This is a genomic window from Streptomyces sp. NPDC101776, assembly GCF_044766845.1.
Classification (GTDB): Bacteria; Actinomycetota; Actinomycetes; order Streptomycetales; family Streptomycetaceae; genus Streptomyces.
In genome coordinates this window covers 653,710-670,061 of the sequence record NZ_JBIWMV010000004.1, presented here as the reverse complement: position 1 = coordinate 670,061, position 16,352 = coordinate 653,710, and the positions used below count along the sequence as shown (strand labels likewise).

Annotated in this window: 12 protein-coding genes and 1 pseudogene; 6 read left to right on the top strand and 7 right to left on the bottom strand. The window is 69.9% G+C overall.

Going from position 1 to position 16,352, the window contains the following annotated elements; genetic code table 11:
* The first annotated feature begins 22 nt into the window (after positions 1-22).
* A complete protein-coding gene (locus ACIRRY_RS18375; protein ID WP_403973537.1) occupies positions 23-592 on the top strand; it encodes a DinB family protein in 570 nt (189 codons plus the stop codon).
* Between the two features lie 325 nt (positions 593-917).
* Here ACIRRY_RS18375 and ACIRRY_RS18370 read toward each other — a convergent pair whose 3' ends face one another.
* Entirely contained in the window at positions 918-2,744 is a 1,827-nt protein-coding gene (locus tag ACIRRY_RS18370) for a bifunctional metallophosphatase/5'-nucleotidase (RefSeq protein ID WP_403973534.1), read from the bottom strand.
* Between the two features lie 261 nt (positions 2,745-3,005).
* On the opposite strand from ACIRRY_RS18370, the gene ACIRRY_RS18365 reads away from it, so the two are divergent.
* Complete coding sequence (locus tag ACIRRY_RS18365; RefSeq protein WP_403973532.1) at positions 3,006-5,018, top strand: Ig-like domain repeat protein; 2,013 nt, start codon at positions 3,006-3,008, stop codon at positions 5,016-5,018.
* A gap of 69 nt (positions 5,019-5,087) precedes the next feature.
* Here ACIRRY_RS18365 and ACIRRY_RS18360 read toward each other — a convergent pair whose 3' ends face one another.
* Positions 5,088-6,371: an adenylosuccinate synthase gene (locus ACIRRY_RS18360; protein ID WP_403973529.1), complete on the bottom strand. Its 1,284-nt coding sequence runs from the start codon at positions 6,369-6,371 to the stop codon at positions 5,088-5,090.
* A 187-nt stretch (positions 6,372-6,558) separates the two neighbouring features.
* On the opposite strand from ACIRRY_RS18360, the gene ACIRRY_RS18355 reads away from it, so the two are divergent.
* Positions 6,559-7,416 (top strand): diacylglycerol kinase, encoded by an 858-nt coding sequence (locus ACIRRY_RS18355; RefSeq protein ID WP_403973527.1) that lies wholly within the window; start codon positions 6,559-6,561, stop codon positions 7,414-7,416.
* A gap of 353 nt (positions 7,417-7,769) precedes the next feature.
* Here ACIRRY_RS18355 and eutC read toward each other — a convergent pair whose 3' ends face one another.
* Positions 7,770-8,525 carry an ethanolamine ammonia-lyase subunit EutC gene (gene eutC / locus ACIRRY_RS18350; protein ID WP_403973525.1) on the bottom strand — a complete coding sequence of 252 codons (756 nt, stop codon included), beginning with the start codon at positions 8,523-8,525 and terminating at the stop codon, positions 7,770-7,772.
* A complete protein-coding gene (locus ACIRRY_RS18345; protein ID WP_403973523.1) occupies positions 8,522-9,910 on the bottom strand; it encodes an ethanolamine ammonia-lyase subunit EutB in 1,389 nt (462 codons plus the stop codon). The genes eutC and ACIRRY_RS18345 overlap by 4 nt, the downstream gene beginning before the upstream one ends.
* Before the next feature lie 160 nt (positions 9,911-10,070).
* Here ACIRRY_RS18345 and ACIRRY_RS18340 point away from each other — a divergent pair, with 160 nt between their 5' ends.
* Positions 10,071-11,582 carry an APC family permease gene (locus ACIRRY_RS18340; RefSeq protein WP_403973521.1) on the top strand — a complete coding sequence of 504 codons (1,512 nt, stop codon included), beginning with the start codon at positions 10,071-10,073 and terminating at the stop codon, positions 11,580-11,582.
* Positions 11,583-11,688: 106 nt separating this feature from the next.
* Here ACIRRY_RS18340 and ACIRRY_RS18335 read toward each other — a convergent pair whose 3' ends face one another.
* Positions 11,689-12,186, bottom strand: a complete 498-nt coding sequence (locus ACIRRY_RS18335) for a GbsR/MarR family transcriptional regulator (RefSeq protein ID WP_403973518.1) — start codon at positions 12,184-12,186, stop codon at positions 11,689-11,691.
* Positions 12,187-12,259: 73 nt separating this feature from the next.
* Between ACIRRY_RS18335 and ACIRRY_RS18330 the strand changes: the two genes are divergently transcribed.
* Positions 12,260-13,186, top strand: coding sequence for an ATP-binding cassette domain-containing protein (locus tag ACIRRY_RS18330; protein WP_403973516.1), 927 nt, complete (start codon positions 12,260-12,262; stop codon positions 13,184-13,186).
* Positions 13,183-14,802, top strand: coding sequence for an ABC transporter permease (locus ACIRRY_RS18325; protein WP_403973514.1), 1,620 nt, complete (start codon positions 13,183-13,185; stop codon positions 14,800-14,802). The genes ACIRRY_RS18330 and ACIRRY_RS18325 overlap by 4 nt, the downstream gene beginning before the upstream one ends.
* A gap of 28 nt (positions 14,803-14,830) precedes the next feature.
* Here the strand turns inward: ACIRRY_RS18325 and ACIRRY_RS18320 are convergent.
* Positions 14,831-15,700: pseudogene (locus tag ACIRRY_RS18320) on the bottom strand (alcohol dehydrogenase catalytic domain-containing protein); the annotation flags it as partial.
* A 136-nt stretch (positions 15,701-15,836) separates the two neighbouring features.
* Positions 15,837-16,322 (bottom strand): hypothetical protein, encoded by a 486-nt coding sequence (locus ACIRRY_RS18315; RefSeq protein WP_403973511.1) that lies wholly within the window; start codon positions 16,320-16,322, stop codon positions 15,837-15,839.
* Positions 16,323-16,352: the final 30 nt, after the last annotated feature.

Below are 16,352 nucleotides of genomic sequence, written 5' to 3'. Positions count from 1 at the left end.
GCGATCTATGTAGTGTGCGGAAATGACAAGAAGCGAGCGGCTCGCGGATCAGTTGGACTGGTACTGGCGCACCAATCTGCGGCCGCGGCTGGACGGTCTCACCGACGCGGAGTACTTCTGGGAGCCGGTGCGCGACTGCTGGAGCATCCGCCCCCGTGGCACGTCGGCCGCACCGATGTCGGAAGGTTCCGGGGAGTGGACGATGGACTCCGCGTCCCCCGACCTGGTGCCGATACCGGCGCCGGTGACCACGATCGCCTGGCGGCTGGCGCACATCGTCGTCGACTGCCTGGGCTACCGGGTCGGATGGTACTTCGGCGGCCAGGACGTCGACTCCGGGACATTCGCCTACGCGGGGACCGCCGACGAGGCGCTGAAACAGTTCGACGAGATGTACGGGAGATGGAACGCGGGGGTCCGCGCGCTCTCGGACGCCGACCTGGAGAATCCGCCCGCGGTGGGTCCCGAGCCGTATCCCATGGAGAACAGGGTCCTGCACGTCAACAGGGAGCTGATCCACCACGGCGCCGAGATCTCCCTGCTGCGCGACCTCTACCTCCGGCAGGACGGAGCCGTACCGCAAGGGGACTAACGGCCGTAGAAGACCCACAGGGACAGGGGTCAGCACCGCGACCCCGCGTACGGCGATCAGGGCCAGGCGCGCGGTGTTCGGCCGGCCGCCCCGGAGCGACCACGTCCACGTCACCGCCAGGGACACCGCGAGCACGAGGACCAGCGTCAACTCGGGCCGCGCGTAAGGGTCGTCGCGCCAGGGCCAAAGCAGGAACGACCACCACATCACCGCCGCCGTGGTGAGCACGGACTCCAGGACCAGGGCGGTGCGGGCCTCGGCCCGCCCCAGGACTGCCATGGACATCCGTGCTCCTCACACTCGGCGCGGCAGGTGGTTCCGGAGTCTAGAAGACCGCCGTTCCCGCCTGCGTCAGCTTCCAGTTGACCGCCGCGAACGTCGTCGGGTCGATCGATCCCTTGGCCGTGGCGTAGGCGATCATCAGGTCGCGGACCTGGTTGGTGGAGCTGTACGCGGTCTCCGCCGCGGCGATGTGCGGGTAGCCGCTGCCGCCGTTGGCGCGGTAGTTGTTGACCGCGACGACGAAGACCTGGTCGTCGGCGACCGCCGTGCCGTTGTAGGTGAGGTTCTTGATGCGGGAGCCCTCGGCCGCCGCGATGTCGATCTCGTAGGAGACACCGGCCGCCGTGTCGTACATGTAGTCCCAGAAGCTGTTGGCGTTGGTGAGCGTCGCGGTGTCGACCGCGGTACCGGCCGGCACCTGGTGGTAGTACTTCGCCGCGAACTCCAGGTAGTCCTTGAGCTGGGCGCCGGTGAGCTTCTTGCCGTACAGGGTGTTCTCGTAGACGTAGAGACCCGCCACGTCACGGATCGTCACGTCGCCCGCCGGGATGGTCGCCGTACGGCTGAAGCACGCGGCCACCGAGATCAGCGGGAGCGCGGCGTCCGCCGTCGACAGGCCGGACTTCACCGCGTCCATCTGGACCTGGTGGATGAAGTCGATGGCGGGGACGTCCTTCCAGCAGGCGTCCGCCGTCGACATGGCCTCCGTACACGTGCCGATCGCGGTGTTGACGTACTTGACCACCAAGTCGTGGTCGGCGGTGAGGAGTTCGGTGATCCGCTTGTCCTCCGCGACCGTGTTGCTGTTGACCGTGGTCGCCGTCTTGCCGGTGATCTTCCAGCAGCCGCGCACCAGTTCCAGCTCGAAGTCGAAGACCGAGAGGCGGTAGCCGTAGCAGTACGGCTCGGACAGGAGGACGTCCGCGCCGGTCTCCTCGTTCTTCACCGTGTAGGTGGGGACGTCGACGTGGGTGTGGCCGACCAGGATCGCGTCGATGCCGGGGACCTGCTGGGCGACCAGGTTCGACGCGTTCTCCACGTACGGGAGTTCGTCGCCCCACGAGGTCGAGCCGTCCAGGCCCGAGTGGTCGGTGAGGAAGACGACGTCGCAGCCGAGGGCACGCAGCCGAGGGACGTACTTCTTCGCCTGCTCGACCAGGCCGGTGAAGGTCATCTTCCCGGAGACGTTGTCCTTGTCCCACAGGGCGATGCCCGGGTTGGTGAGGCCGAGGATGCCGACCTTGATGTCGGGCGCCCCCGGCACCTTGATGCGCTTGACCGTGTAGGGCTCGAAGGCCGGCTTCAACGTCTTCGCGTCCAGGGCGTTGGCGCCGAGCAGCGGGAAGTGGCACTGCTTCTCGAAGGTGCGGACGACCTCGATGCCGTAGTTGAACTCGTGGTTGCCGAGGGCGGCGGCGTCGTAGCGCATCTCGTTCATGGCGATCGCCATGGGGTGCTTGGGGCCGCGCTTGCCGTTCTTGCCGGTGATCGGGTCGACGCTCGCGTAGTACGACGCGAGGGAGGTGCCCTGGATGATGTCGCCCGCGTCGACGAGGAGCACTCGGCCCTCGCCCTTCTCCTTGCGGATGTTCTTCACCAGGGTGGCGATACGGGCGATGCCGTACGTGTTGCCCTTGGAGTCCACCGGGGCCGCGTTGGTGTAGTAGTCCCAGTTGAAGACGTGGCTGTGCAGGTCGGTCGTGCCCAGGATGGAGAACGACCAGGTCTTGGGCTTCGGCTTCGGCGCGGGCTTGTGCCGGTCGGCGGCCTCGGCCGGTGTCGCCGCCGCCGTCCCCGCGACGGCCACGACCGCGCCGGTGACGGCGGACTTCTGCACGAACTCACGGCGGTTCATGGGATTGACGGGCATTCAGAACTCCTGGGTGGCTGGGCGACTGGCTCGACGAGTGCGGGGACTACCGTGACTACACGCGTAGATCGTGGCGGCGCGCGAGCCATCTAGGAACCAAGAACAAGCCATGACAGACCATGTCCAGGTCAATTCAAGGGAAAGGCGGCAGCCGCACCGGCCCCGTTCACCTCCTGTGAACCTGCTGTCAGTGGCGTCCCATAGGCTTTTCCGACTGGCCCCACTGCGGGGCACTTTCGTACCGGGGGGTTCGAAACCATCGTGCACAGACGCACTCTGTCGACCGCGCTCGCGGTCGCTCTCACTTTCGGCTCCGTCGCGCTCACGACCGGCGCGGCGGGTACGGCCATGGCGGACAGCCGGCGGGACCTGGGTGTCTTCTCGGTCGGCGACATCGTGGTGGACGGCGTCCACCAGCGGGTCTTCGTCAGCGACCCGGACACCGGCAAGATCGTGGTCACGGACTACCAGGGCAACGGGATCCGGCAGTTGACCGACCTGCCCGGCGTCCGCGGCCTTGAGCTGTCCGCCGACTCCGGCACCGTGTACGCGGCGGTCCCCGGCGGCCCGGACGGCACCGGCGACGCGATCGTCGCCATCGACACCGCCACGGCGACCGAGTCGGCGCGGTACGCGACGGGGGACGTGGACCCGCGCTATGTGGCCCTCGCCGGCGGCAAGTTGTGGTTCGGATACGGCACCGACGCCAGCAGCGACGACAGCGGACACGGCGACATCGGCTCGGTCGACCTGACCGGCGCCGACCACCAGGTCACCCTGGACGCCGACGCGGCACACCCCTGGACCGCCGCCCCCGTCCTGGACGCGGCGCCCGGTTCGGGCACGCTCGTCGCGGGTCTGCCGTACGGCGGCACAACCCAACTCGGCGTGTACGACGTCTCGTCGGGCACCGCGAGCCCCACCGCCCGCGCGCGCGTCGAGGGCAGCACCCTGCGGGACCTCGCCGTCACACCGGACGGCAAGGACGTCGTCGTGGCCGCCTGGTGGCCGTCGTACCACGCGGTGTACAAGACCTCCGACCTGACGGCGGACGGCCAGTACCCGACCCGGGACTACGGCAACGCGGTCGCCGTCGCCCCCGACGGCACGGTCGCGGCGGGCGCCGAGCAGCAGTACAACGGCCCGGACATCTACGTCTTCAAGCCGGGCGGCACGACCTCGGTGCGGGAGTACGACTTCCCGGCGGGCGACGGCAGCGCCGCCGTCCTGGACGCGGCGAGCCTCGCCTGGGCACCCGACGGGTCCCGGCTGTTCGCGGTGACGACGAGCAACCAGGGCGTGTACGAGCTGCGCGTCCTGAACAACGCGGCCAAGGCCGTCACCGGCGTCTCCGTCACCGCCCCCGCCAAGGCCACGCGGGCGAAGAAGCTCACGGTCAAGGGCAAGGTCACCTCCAAGGTGGCGCTCCCGGCGGGCACGTCACTGACGATCACCCGCAAGGACCTGGAGAACCCGAACGGCCGGAACATCGGCACCGCGAAGACCGCCGCGAACGGCACGTTCTCTTTCACCAACAGCCCGCCGGTCGGCGGCAAGGTGACGTACACGGCGTCGTACGCGGGGAACGCGGACCATGTGGCGGGCAGCGGTTCGGCCTCGGTCGACGTCTCGCGCGCGGCGGCGACGCTCCGGCTGACCAACAACAAGAAGACCTACGGCTACGGCCAGAGCGTCAAGTTCACGGCGCACCTCGGCGCGACGTACAAGAACCGCAAGGTCGAGATCTGGGCCGACCCGTACGGCTCCGACAAGCCGAACAAGCTGGTCAAGTCCGGCACGGTGAACAGGAACGGCGACTTCTCGGTCACGTACAAGCTCACCCGCGACACCCGCCTGACGGCCCGCTTCACGGGCGACGCGCGCTACGCGCCCAAGACGGTGGCCAGCACGGTCTACACCAGGGTCAAGGTGTCGATGTCGGTCAGCCGCCAGTACAAGAACAAGAAGGTGTACGGCCAGACGTACGCCTACTTCCACAAGGCCAAGAACCCGCTGTTCACGACGACGATGACGGCGTACCCGGGCCGTCAGCAGCAGGCCCAGATCCAGGTCTACTACCAGGGCACCTGGTACGACGGCGGGTCCCAGTACTTCCCGCTGGACTCGACCGGCGTCTCCCGCGTGGAGCTGGGCGGCACCCACGATGTCGGCTACCGCTTCCGTATCCGCTCGTCGTACGTCGACGGGGCGTCGGGCGACAGCGTGAACACGACGACGCGCGGGGCATGGAAGTACTTCATCTTCACGAGCTGAACAGCAGGGCGATGAGGGGCGCCCGGGCGGGCGCCCCTCATCACTGAATGCCCTTGCTGAACGGCCTCGCTAGATGAACGAGTTGATCTCGATCGTCTCGGTGCGGCCGGGACCGACACCGATCGCGGAGATCGGGGCGCCCGACATCTCCTCCAGTGCCTTCACGTACGCCTGCGCGTTCTTCGGGAGGTCCGCGAAGGTCTTGGCCTTCGTGATGTCCTCGCTCCAGCCCGGCAGGTTCTCGTAGATCGGCTTCGCGTGGTGGAAGTCGGTCTGCGAGTACGGGAGTTCCTCGACGCGCTTGCCGTCGATCTCGTAGGCCACACAGACCGGGATCTGCTCCCAGCCGGTGAGGACGTCGAGCTTGGTGAGGAAGAAGTCGGTCAGGCCGTTCACGCGGGTCGCGTAGCGGGCGATGACCGCGTCGAACCAGCCGCAGCGCCGGTCACGGCCGGTGGTGACACCCCGCTCGCCGCCGATACGGCGCAGCGCGTCGCCGTCCGCGTCGAACAGCTCGGTCGGGAACGGGCCCGAGCCGACCCGGGTCGTGTAGGCCTTGAGGATGCCGATGACCCGGCTGATCTTCGTCGGGCCGACACCGGCACCGGTGCAGGCGCCGCCCGCGGTCGGGTTCGACGACGTCACGAAGGGATACGTGCCGTGGTCGATGTCGAGCAGCGTGCCCTGGCCGCCCTCGAAGAGGACCACCTTGCCGTCGTCCAGCGCCTGGTTGAGGAGCAGGACCGTGTCGGCGACGTAGGGCTTGAGGCGGTCCGCGTAGGACAGCAGCTCCTCGACGACCTGCTCGATGGCGATCGCGCGGCGGTTGTAGAGCTTGGTGAGCATCTGGTTCTTGATGTCGAGGGAGGCCTCGACCTTCTGCGTCAGGATCGACTCGTCGTAGAGGTCCTGGACCCGGATGCCGACGCGGTTGATCTTGTCCGCGTAGGTCGGGCCGATGCCACGGCCGGTCGTCCCGATCTTCCGCTTCCCGAGGAAGCGCTCCGTCACCTTGTCCACCGTCACGTTGTACGGCGTGATGATGTGAGCGTTACCGCTGATCAGGAGCTTGGACGTGTCGACGCCGCGCTCGTTCAGCCCGTTCAGCTCGGAGAACAGGACCGACGGGTCGACGACGACACCGTTGCCGATGACCGGAGTGCACTCCGGTGTGAGGATCCCGGAAGGGAGCAGGTGAAGGGCGTACTTCTGATCGCCCACGACTACCGTGTGGCCGGCGTTGTTGCCGCCCTGGTAGCGCACCACATAGTCGACCGACCCACCTAGCAGGTCCGTCGCCTTTCCCTTGCCTTCGTCACCCCACTGAGCACCGAGCAGCACAAGTGCGGGCACGCGCGTACACCCCTTCCGGGCGGGGCATGTCCAAGGTCAGAGGCGTACGCGGCACAGCGTGTGCCTCGTACGCCAGCGACCCTCGTCGGCCGCAACCCGTCGGACCGGATGCCCCGGAATAGACGAAGCCCCTGGCGCAATAGCGCAAGGGGCTCTTGCACAAAGATGCTACCCGAGGAAGCGAGGCATGGCCGAGGTGGCGACTTTCGCGACTTCCGATCAGCTGCTGGTCGTCATCGATCCGGTCGCCCGGCGCGCCGACGCGGAGTCCGTCCGCATCGCGAAAGACGTGCTCAGCGCGGGTGCGGCGACCAAGGTGTGCATGCCGGAGGGGCCCGAGGAATTCGCCCGGGTCCTCGCCCGGCGGGGTTCGCGCCGGCCGGTGCTGGTGGGCGACGACCGGGCCCTGATGCGCGCCGTGTCCCTGTTGCACCGCCAGCGGGAGCTGGCCGGATGTGCGCTGTCGATGGTGCCGGTGGGGGGTGCGCTGTCCCTGGCGGGGGCGCTGGGGGTGCCCACGGGGGCGGTGGCGGCGGCGCGGGCGGTGCTCGACGGGGTCGTACGGCGGATGGATCTGCTGGTGGACGACAGCGACGGGGTGGTGCTGGGCGCGCTGCGGATTCCCTCGCTCCCCTCACCCTCGGTGCCCTCGCCCGCCGGCGCCGGGCACGCGTCGTGGCTGCGGACCTGCCAGTCGCTGGTACGGACGCTCGTGCCGGCCCGGCCGTCGCGGGAGCCGCTCGACGGTGTGCCCCGGTTCGGGCCGGCGCGGCTGCGGATCGAGGTCGACGGGGTCACCCTGGTCGACCTCGACCAGCCGGTGGAGGCGGTCTCCGTGCGGCCGGGGGCGTCCGGGCTGGCCGAGGTGGAGGTGCGGCCGGTGTCGGTGGGGGCGGAGGCGTCACCGCTGTGTGCGCGGGGGCGGTCGGTCACCGTGTCCGGGGCGGATTTTCGGTATCGGGCGGATGCGGTGGTGGGGGGGCCGGTGCGGACGCGGACGTGGGTGGTGCGGGAGGGGGCGTGGGGGCTTACGTTGCCGGGGTGAGGTGGGTGAGGGTGGGGTGGTCCGCGGGAGTTGGCGGGGTTGAGCTGGCCGGGGCGAGCTGGCGGGGGTGAGTTGGCCGGGGTGAGTTGGCCAGGGCGAGCTGGCGGGGTGAGTTGGCCAGGGCGAGCTGGCCAGGATGAGCTGGCGGGGTGAGTTGGCCAGGGCGAGCTGGCCAGGGGCCAGGTGGGTCTGCCGGGCCGGGCGGGAATTTTTCGCCCCCGCCGCCCCTACCCGTCCCATCCTCCAGGGGCGCCGCCCCTTCGACCCCGTCACGGGGGCCGGCCCCCGAACCCCCGCTCCTCGAACGCCGGAGGGGCTGAGTTCGGACCCAGGCTGCTCAAGAAGCGGAGGGGCTAAATACTGCGGAGCGCGTCCGAGTCGTCCTTCAGCGCCACCCCGGTCGCCCCCAACTCCCTTGCCCTGCACATCAACCCCGCCAGCTTCCCCGCCGCCACCTCGTACGTCAGCCCCGACGGCGGCCGGATGTTGGACAGGCAGTTCCTGTCCGCGTCCGTCGTCACCCCGGGCTCGGGCCGGTACGTCAGGTACGCGCCCAACGAATCCGCCGCCGACATTCCGGGGCGTTCGCCGATCAGGACGACGACCATCTCCGCGCCCATCGCGGAGGCGACGTCGTCGCCGAGGGCGACCCGGGCCTGTTCGGCGAGGACCACCGGGGCGACCTGCCAGGTGGTCGGGAGGAGGGCCGTCGTCGCTCGTACCATCGCCGCCCCGTGCTCGTGCACCGCCCGGCTGGACAGGCCGTCGGCCACCACGAAGACGACGTCCCACTCCCCCACCGGCAGATGCGCGCGGTCGGCGGGGTCCAACCGCCGCCCCAGGTCGGGGCGTTGGAGGTAGGTGAGCCGGTCGGGGGCCGCGCTGCGGACCCGTACGGTCGGTTCCCCCCTCAACCCCTCCGCCACCACCTCCGGCTCGAAGGGGGAATGGACCGCGTCCCGCGCCGCCGCGTGCGCCGCCTGCAACTCCAGCCTGTGGTGGGTCGGGAGACCGGTGCCCGCCCTCCCGAGGCCGATCCTCGCCTGGGTGTGACGGCGCAGGGTCGGCCACAAGTCCTGCTCCGCAGACACTTCTTGACTGATCGTCATGCCGCCAGTTCCCTTCCGATCGCCGTCAACGGGTGGGCCGTGGCGGACACGTCGCCGATCGACCCGTCCTCGCCCAGCAGGCCGATGGAGTCGAGCCACGCCTCGAACTCCGGTGCCGGGCGCAGCCCGAGGACCTCGCGGAGGTACAACGCGTCGTGGTACGAGGCGGATTGGTAGTTGAGCATGATGTCGTCGCCGCCCGGGGTGCAGATCACGAAGGACGCGCCGGCCACGCCGAGCATGGTGAGCATCGTGGCGATGTCGTCGTCGTCCGCGTCGGCGTGGTTGGTGTAGCAGATGTCCAGGCCCATGGGCAGGCCGAGGACCTTGCCGCAGAAGTGGTCCTCCAGGGCGGCGCGGAGGATCTGCCGGCCGTCGTAGAGGTACTCCGGGCCGATGAAGCCCACCACCGTGTTCACGAGCAGCGGGTCGTAGCGGCGGGCGACGGCGTACGCCCGTGCCTCCACCGTCTGCTGGTCCACTCCGTGGTGCGCGCCGGCCGAGAGCGCGCTGCCCTGGCCGGTCTCGAAGTACATGACGTTGTCGCCTACCGTGCCCCGCCCCAGCGCCCGCGCCGCCTCGTACGCCTCGTCGAGCAGGCCCAGCGTCACACCGAAGGAGGCGTTGGCCGCCTGGGTGCCGGCGATGGACTGGAAGACGAGGTCGACCGGCGCCCCGCGTTCCATCAGGTCCATGCTCGTCGTGACGTGGGACAGGACGCAGGACTGGGTGGGGATCGCGTACCGCTGGATGACTCCGTCCAACAGCTCCAGCAGGTCCCGTACCGCCTTCGGGCTGTCCGTCGCCGGGTTGATGCCGATCACCGCGTCGCCGGAGCCGAGCAGCAGCCCGTCGAGCAGCGCCGCGGCCACGCCCGCCGGGTCGTCGGTGGGGTGGTTGGGCTGGAGGCGGGTGGCGAGCCGCCCCGGCAGACCGATCGTCGACCGGAAGGCGGTCACCACGCTCACCTTCCGCGCGACCGCGACCAGATCCGCGTTGCCCATCAGCTTCGACACCGCCGCCACCATCTCCGGCGTCAACCCGGCTGCCACGCCGGCCAGTTCATCCGTGCCCGCCGCCAGCAGCCACTCCCGGAACCCGCCCACCGACAGCCCCGCCACCGGCGCGAAAGCCGCCGCGTCGTGCGTGTCGAGGATCAGCCGGGTCACGTCGTCGGTCTCATAGGGGATCACCGGTTCGGCGAGAAAGGCCGTCAGTGGTACGTCCGCCAGCGCCCACCGTGCCGCCACCCGCTCCTGGGCCGACGCGGCGGCCAGCCCCGCCAGCCGGTCGCCGGAGCGCTCGGGGCTCGCGGCGGCGAGCAGACGCGCGAGGGAGCCGAAGCGGTAGCGGTGGCCGCCGAGGGCCGAGGTGTACGTACTCATGGCGGCGACCGTACGAGGCGCGTGTTGCCACCGGATTTCCTCAGATTTCTAAAGGTCTGGTTGACAAACATTTAACGCGCCGCAACCCTTGCCGGACTCATTCGGCCGACAGAGTTCCGCACCGTAGAACCACCCGAGCAGCAGGAGAGGAGCCATCCCGATGGCAGTGGACGAAGGAGTCGCCCCCGCGGCGAACACAAGCGAGGACGACGCCGTTCACCGGCTCAAGCCCAACGCCATCGGCCTGCTGGGCGTGGTCTTCATGGCCGTCGCGACCGCCGCCCCGATCACCGCGATGACCGGCAACGTGCCCTTCATGGTCTCGTCCGGCAACGGCATCGGCGCCCCGGCGAGCTATCTCGTCGCAATGGTCGTCCTGGCAATCTTTTCCGTCGGCTTCACCTCGATGGCGAAGCACATCACCTCGACGGGCGCCTTCTACGGCTTCATCTCCTACGGCCTCGGCCGCACCGTCGGACTCGCCTCCGGGCTCCTGGCGACCTTCGCGTACGTCGTGTTCGAGCCGGCCCTGATCGGCATCTTCTCGACCTTCGCCACCGGAACGTTCAAGGACCAGACGGGACTTGACATCCCGTGGTGGGCTTTCGCGCTCGTCATGCTGGCGGTCAACGCGACCGGCACCTGGTTCGGCGTCTCCGTCGCCGAGAAGCTGCTGATCGTGCTCCTCGGGACCGAGGTGACGATCCTCGCGGCGATGGCGATCTCGGTCGCCCTGCACGGCGGCGGCCCGCACGGCTTCACCTTCGGCCCGGTCAACCCGGTCAACGCGTTCAAGGGGACGAGCGCCGGTCTCGGTCTCTTCTTCGCCTTCTGGTCCTGGGTCGGCTTCGAGTCCACGGCCATGTACGGCGAGGAGTCCCGCGACCCCAAGAAGATCATCCCCAAGGCGACGATGATCTCGGTCCTCGGCGTCGGCGTCTTCTACGTCTTCGTCTCCTGGATGGCCATCATCGGCAACGGCGAGAGCGAGGCCGTCAAGGTCGCCTCCTCGGCGAACCCGCTCGCCCTCTTCTTCAACCCCACCGAGCACTACGTCGGCCACTGGGCGGTCGACCTCATGCAGTGGCTGATGATCACCGGCTCGCTCGCCTGCGGCATGGCCTTCCACAACTGCGCCAGCCGCTACATGTACGCGCTGGGCCGCGAGGGCGTCCTCCCCTCCCTCAAGAACACCATCGGCCGCACCCACGCCAAGCACGGTTCCCCGCACATCGCGGGCCTGGTGCAAACGGTGGTGAGCGCGCTGCTGATCCTCGCGTTCTGGGCCACGAGCAAGGACCCGGCCAACGCGCTCTACGTCCTGCTGGCCATCCTCGGCACGATGGCGATCCTCGTCGTGCAGGCGGTGTGCTCGTTCGCGGTGCTGGCGTACTTCCGGTCCCACCATCCCGAGAGCCGGCACTGGTTCCGCACGTTCACCGCTCCGCTGGTCGGGGGTATCGCCATGCTGGCGGTGGTCCTTCTCCTGGTCTCCAACATGAGCGTCGCAGCGGGCTCGGAGTCCGACTCACCCCTCCTCAAGGCAACCCCCTGGCTGGTGGCCCTGGTCGCGGCAACGGGCATCGGCTACGCCCAGTACCTGAAGCGCCGGGCCCCTGAGCGCTATGCCTTGCTGGGCCGCACGGTCCTCGAAGAAACAAAGGAGCGCTGAGGTTCTCAGGGGCGCGGGGAACCGCGCGACCAGCCACGACGCTCCCGCAGGCACGTACTCACCTGCGGCCCGGCGGTGGGCTGGTCGCGCAGTTCCCCGCGCCCCTTCAGGGCGCTCCACCGAAACGGGCTTCACGGTGGACCCGCCACCGCTCCATCATGGCCACGATCTCCCCGTCGACGAACTCGAAAAAGGCCAGGGTCTCGGCCATACGGCGCCCCGCAGGCGTATCCGCGCCAAGACTGGCGACCCCCTCGCTCAGTGCCGCCTCCCACCGCTTGAGAACAGCCTCGCGATTGGTGAGCGCCTCGTACCACTGATTCCCCTGCACCCGGTAGCGCTCGCGCCGCGACCCCGGCTCACGCTCGCGCGACACCATGTGCTGCTGCGAGAGATACCGCACCCCACCGGACACCGCCGCCGGACTGATCCGAAGCTGCTCCCCCAGCTCGACGGAGGTCATCGCCCCCTCGTCCGAGGACAGCAGCGCCGCGAAGATCCGCGCCGGCATCCGCTGCATCCCCGCCTCGACAAGCTGTGCCGCGAAGGACTCGACGAACTTCGACACGGACTCCGCATCCCGCGCACCGGTTGTATCCGTCATGGCCTCACCCTACCCGCGCTTCATACACTTCCTTAACTTCACAAATTTCTGAACGTAGCGTACGTTCGGCTCCATGACGAAGGCAAACCCCGCCATCGAGGTATCCGGGCTGCACAAGTCGTTCGGCAGGACACAGGCCCTCGCCGGTCTCGACCTGGACGTCGAGACCGGTGAGGTACACGGCTTCCTCGGCCCCAACGGCTCCGGCAAGTCCACGACCATCCGCGTCCTGCTCGGCCTGCTGCACCCCGACTCGGGCGCCGCCCGGCTCCTGGGCCGGAACCCCTGGACGGACGCCGTCGAACTGCACCGCCGGGTCGACTACGTCCCCGGCGACGTGACGCTGTGGCGCAACCTCTCCGGAGGCGAAGTCATCGATCTCTACGGCACGTTGCGCGGCGGCCTCGACAAGGCCCGCCGCGCCGAGCTGATCGACCGCTTCGAACTCGACCCCACCAAGAAGGGCCGCACGTACTCCAAGGGCAACCGCCAGAAGGTCGCCCTCGTCGCCGCGTTCGCCTCGGACGTCGACCTGCTGATCCTGGACGAACCGACCTCGGGCCTGGACCCGCTGATGGAGGAGGTCTTCCAGCGCTGCGTGGAGGAGGAGCGCGACCGGGGCCGCACCATCCTGCTCTCCTCCCACATCCTCAGCGAGGTCGAGGAGTTGTGCGACCGGGTCAGCATCATCCGCAACGGCCGCACGGTGGAGAGCGGTTCACTGGCGGACCTGCGCCACCTCACCCGCACCAGCGTGAGCGCCGAACTGGTGGGCGCGCCCAACGGGTTGGCGTCCCTGCCCGGCGTGCACGACCTCGCCATCCAGCACATTGAGAACAGCCAGGGCAGACGCGTCCGCCTCCAGGTGGAGACGGACCAACTCAACGCCGTACTGCGGTCGTTGACCGAGTCGGGCGTACGGTCGCTGACCTCGAAGCCGCCGACGCTGGAGGAACTGTTCCTGCGCCACTACCAGGAGCAGGAGGCGGGGGCGGAATGACGACCACCACCACGTTTCCCGCACGCACCGGCGCCGGCACCCGCGCCTCGCGCCAACTGGCAGGCACCGGCGCCCTGTTGCGCTTCGACCTGCGTCGCGACCGGGTGGTGGTCCCGGCCTGGGTGGCGGTGACGGGCCTGCTGGTGCTGTCGCTCCCCGGCTCCCTGCGCAGCGTCTACTCCACCCCCGCCGAACGCGCCGACCTCGCCCGCCAGATGCTCGCCAACAGCTCGCTGCGCGCCACCTACGGCCCGGTGTTCAGCGACTCCCTCGGCGGCCTCACCGCGTGGCGCATCGGCGGCTACGCCGCGATCCTCGCCGGGATCATGAGCCTGATCATCGTCGTACGGCACACGCGTGACGAGGAGGAGAGCGGCCGCCAGGAACTGATCTCGTCGGCGATGGTGGGCCGCCGCGCACCACTGACGGCGGCCCTGCTGACGGCGTTCGTCGCCAACTCCGCGCTGACGCTGCTGATCACGGCCGGGATGGCCGGACAAGGGGCGGCGGGAGCCCTGGCGCTCGGCCTCGGCATCGGCGGAGTGGGCATGGTGTTCGCGACGCTCGCGGCGATCGTCGCGCAGTTCACGGACAGCGGGAGGCTGGCGAAGGGGCTGACCGGCGGCCTGGTGGGAACGGCGTTCGCACTCCGGGCGGTGGGCGACGCGACGACCAACGACGCCTCCTCTCCCCTGACTTGGCTCTCCCCCATCGGCTGGCTGGAGAACCTGCGCCCGTTCGCGTCCGAACGGTGGTGGGTCCTGGCCCTGTTCGCGGTGGCGGCTGCCGTACAGGGCCTGGTCGCCTACGAGTTGGCGGGCCGCCGGGACGTCGGCATGAGCTTTCTGCCGGCCCGCCCCGGACCGGCCCACGGCCGCCTGGGCACGGCGGCCGCACTCGCCTGGCGACTGCAACGGGGTGCCGTCCTGGGCTGGAGCCTGGGCTTCTTCGCGGCCGGGGTCGCCTTCGGCGGCATCACCAAGGGCGCGGCGGACCTGGTCGGGGACAACGCCAGGACCCGCGAGATCATCGAGCGGATGGGCGGCCGGTCGGGCATCGAGAACGCGTTCCTGGCCACGATGGTCGGCATGTTCGGCATGCTGGCCGCGCTGTACGCGGTCTCCTCGGTACTGCGCCTGCACAGCGAGGAGACCGGCGGACGCGCCGAGCCGATCCTCGCGAACGCGGTGGGCCGCCCGCGCTGGGCGGCCGGCCACCTGACGATCGCCTTCGCGGGCGCGATCCTGCTCATGCTCCTGAGCGGCCTGGGCCTGACGCTGGGACACGGCGCGGACTCGGGCCCCATCCTGGCCGCCTGCCTGGTCCAACTCCCGGCGATCTGGACCCTGGGCGCGCTCGCGGTGCTCCTCCACGGCCTCTCCCCACGCCTCGCCCCCGCATCCTGGGCAGCGGCCGGCCTCACCCTCCTCCTCGGCTGGATCGGACCCGCGCTGAACCTCCCCCAGGCGGTCCTGGACCTCTCCCCCTTCGGCCACCTGCCGAAGCTGCCGGGGGGCGACATGGCGTGGGGACCGGTGACGGCCCTCACGGGGATCGCGGTGGTGCTGACGGGGGTGGGGCTGGGAGGGTTGCGGAAGCGCGACCTGACCACCTGAGCCGAGGGAGACGTCGCGTCGGCGGAGTTCAGCCGGGGACGGTCACCAGTACGCGGCCTCGGCCGCCGGCGTCGACACGGTCGTGGGCCTGGGCGATCTTCTCCAGCGGGTACAGGTCACCGATGTCGACGGTCAGCATGCCGACCGCCGCCGCGGCGGTGAGGTCGCGGGCCGCCTGCCGTTTCGCCGCCTCGGGGAAGTCGTCGCTGCCGAGCATGCGGAGCGTGACGTTGTTGAACAGCAAAGGCCAGAAAGGCAGTTGGGGCCGGTCGTCCCGGGTGGCGTAGGCGGCGATCACCGCGCCGTTCGCGACGACGGCGTTGTCCAGGTCCGCGTTGTCGGACAGGGCGACCTCGATGACCCGGTGCACGCCGGCGGGGGCGTACGCGCGGATCGCGGTGACGGGATCGTCCCCGTCGAGCGGCACGGCGTGGGAGACCACGGCGGGGTCGACACGGTCCAGGTCGCTGCCGCGCCGAACAGTCCCGATCACCGTCGCGCCGCCCCACCGGGCGAGCTGCGCGGCCAGGGAACCGACACCGCCGAGCACCCCGTGCACGAGCACGACCTGCCCGTCGACAGGGCCGTCGCCGAACACGGTGCGGTGGGCGGTGATCCCGGGGATGCCCAGGCCGGCGCCGAGTTCGTCGCTGAGGTGATCGGGCAGCGGCACGGCCAGATCAGCGGGTACGACGGTGTACTGGGCGGCGGTGCCGAGGGGACGGTAGGACTGGGCGCCGTACACCCACACCCGCTGCCCCTCCCGGCGGGCGTCGACCCCGCCGCCGACGGCGTCGACGACTCCGGCGGCGTCACTGTGCGGGACCACTCGCCGGTACGGCATGGAGGAGCCGAGCCAGCCGTGCCGCTTCTTGGTGTCACCGGGGTTGACGCCCGACCCTTACGTCTGGAGCATGCGTACGACCGCATCCGACCCCGACCTCGACCCCGACCCCGCCGGACAGGAGGTGTGGGGCACGGCGGACGCCGTCGTACGCCTCTGTGTTCTCCGGGAATTCCCGGACCCCTGATGGTCAGGCCGCGTCGAGCGCCGCCGTGATCTTCCCGATCATCGCCGTCTCGGCGGGCCCGGGACCGCCCCGGTGGGCGCGGGACGCCGCGTCCATGACCGTGGTGATGGTGGCGCGGAAGTTCGCCGCCTCGGCCGGGGACCTGGCGTTGAGGAGGGTCACCGAGTCGGTCAGGGCGGTGAAGACCCGGTCGGCCAGGTCGGCGGTCGAACCGCCGCCCAGGTCAAGCCCCTTGGCCTTCTCGGCCAGGACCCGGCCGACCAGCCCGGTCGCGGAGGACAACGCCTTGCCGCCGGCCATCCCGGAGCGGGTGGAGGAGATCGGACCGGGGTCGGCCGCCGCCATCAGGGAGACGACAGCGTGGGCCGCGGTTCGGAGGGTGAGCTTCTCGTCGGCGGTGAGAGCGGGGGTGGCGTTCTCGGTGTTCCCGGGCTTCTCGGTGTTCCCGGGCTTCTCGGTGTTCTCGGTGTTCTCGGTGTTCCCGGACATGAGCGTGTCTCTTTCGATTGCTTGGGGGGC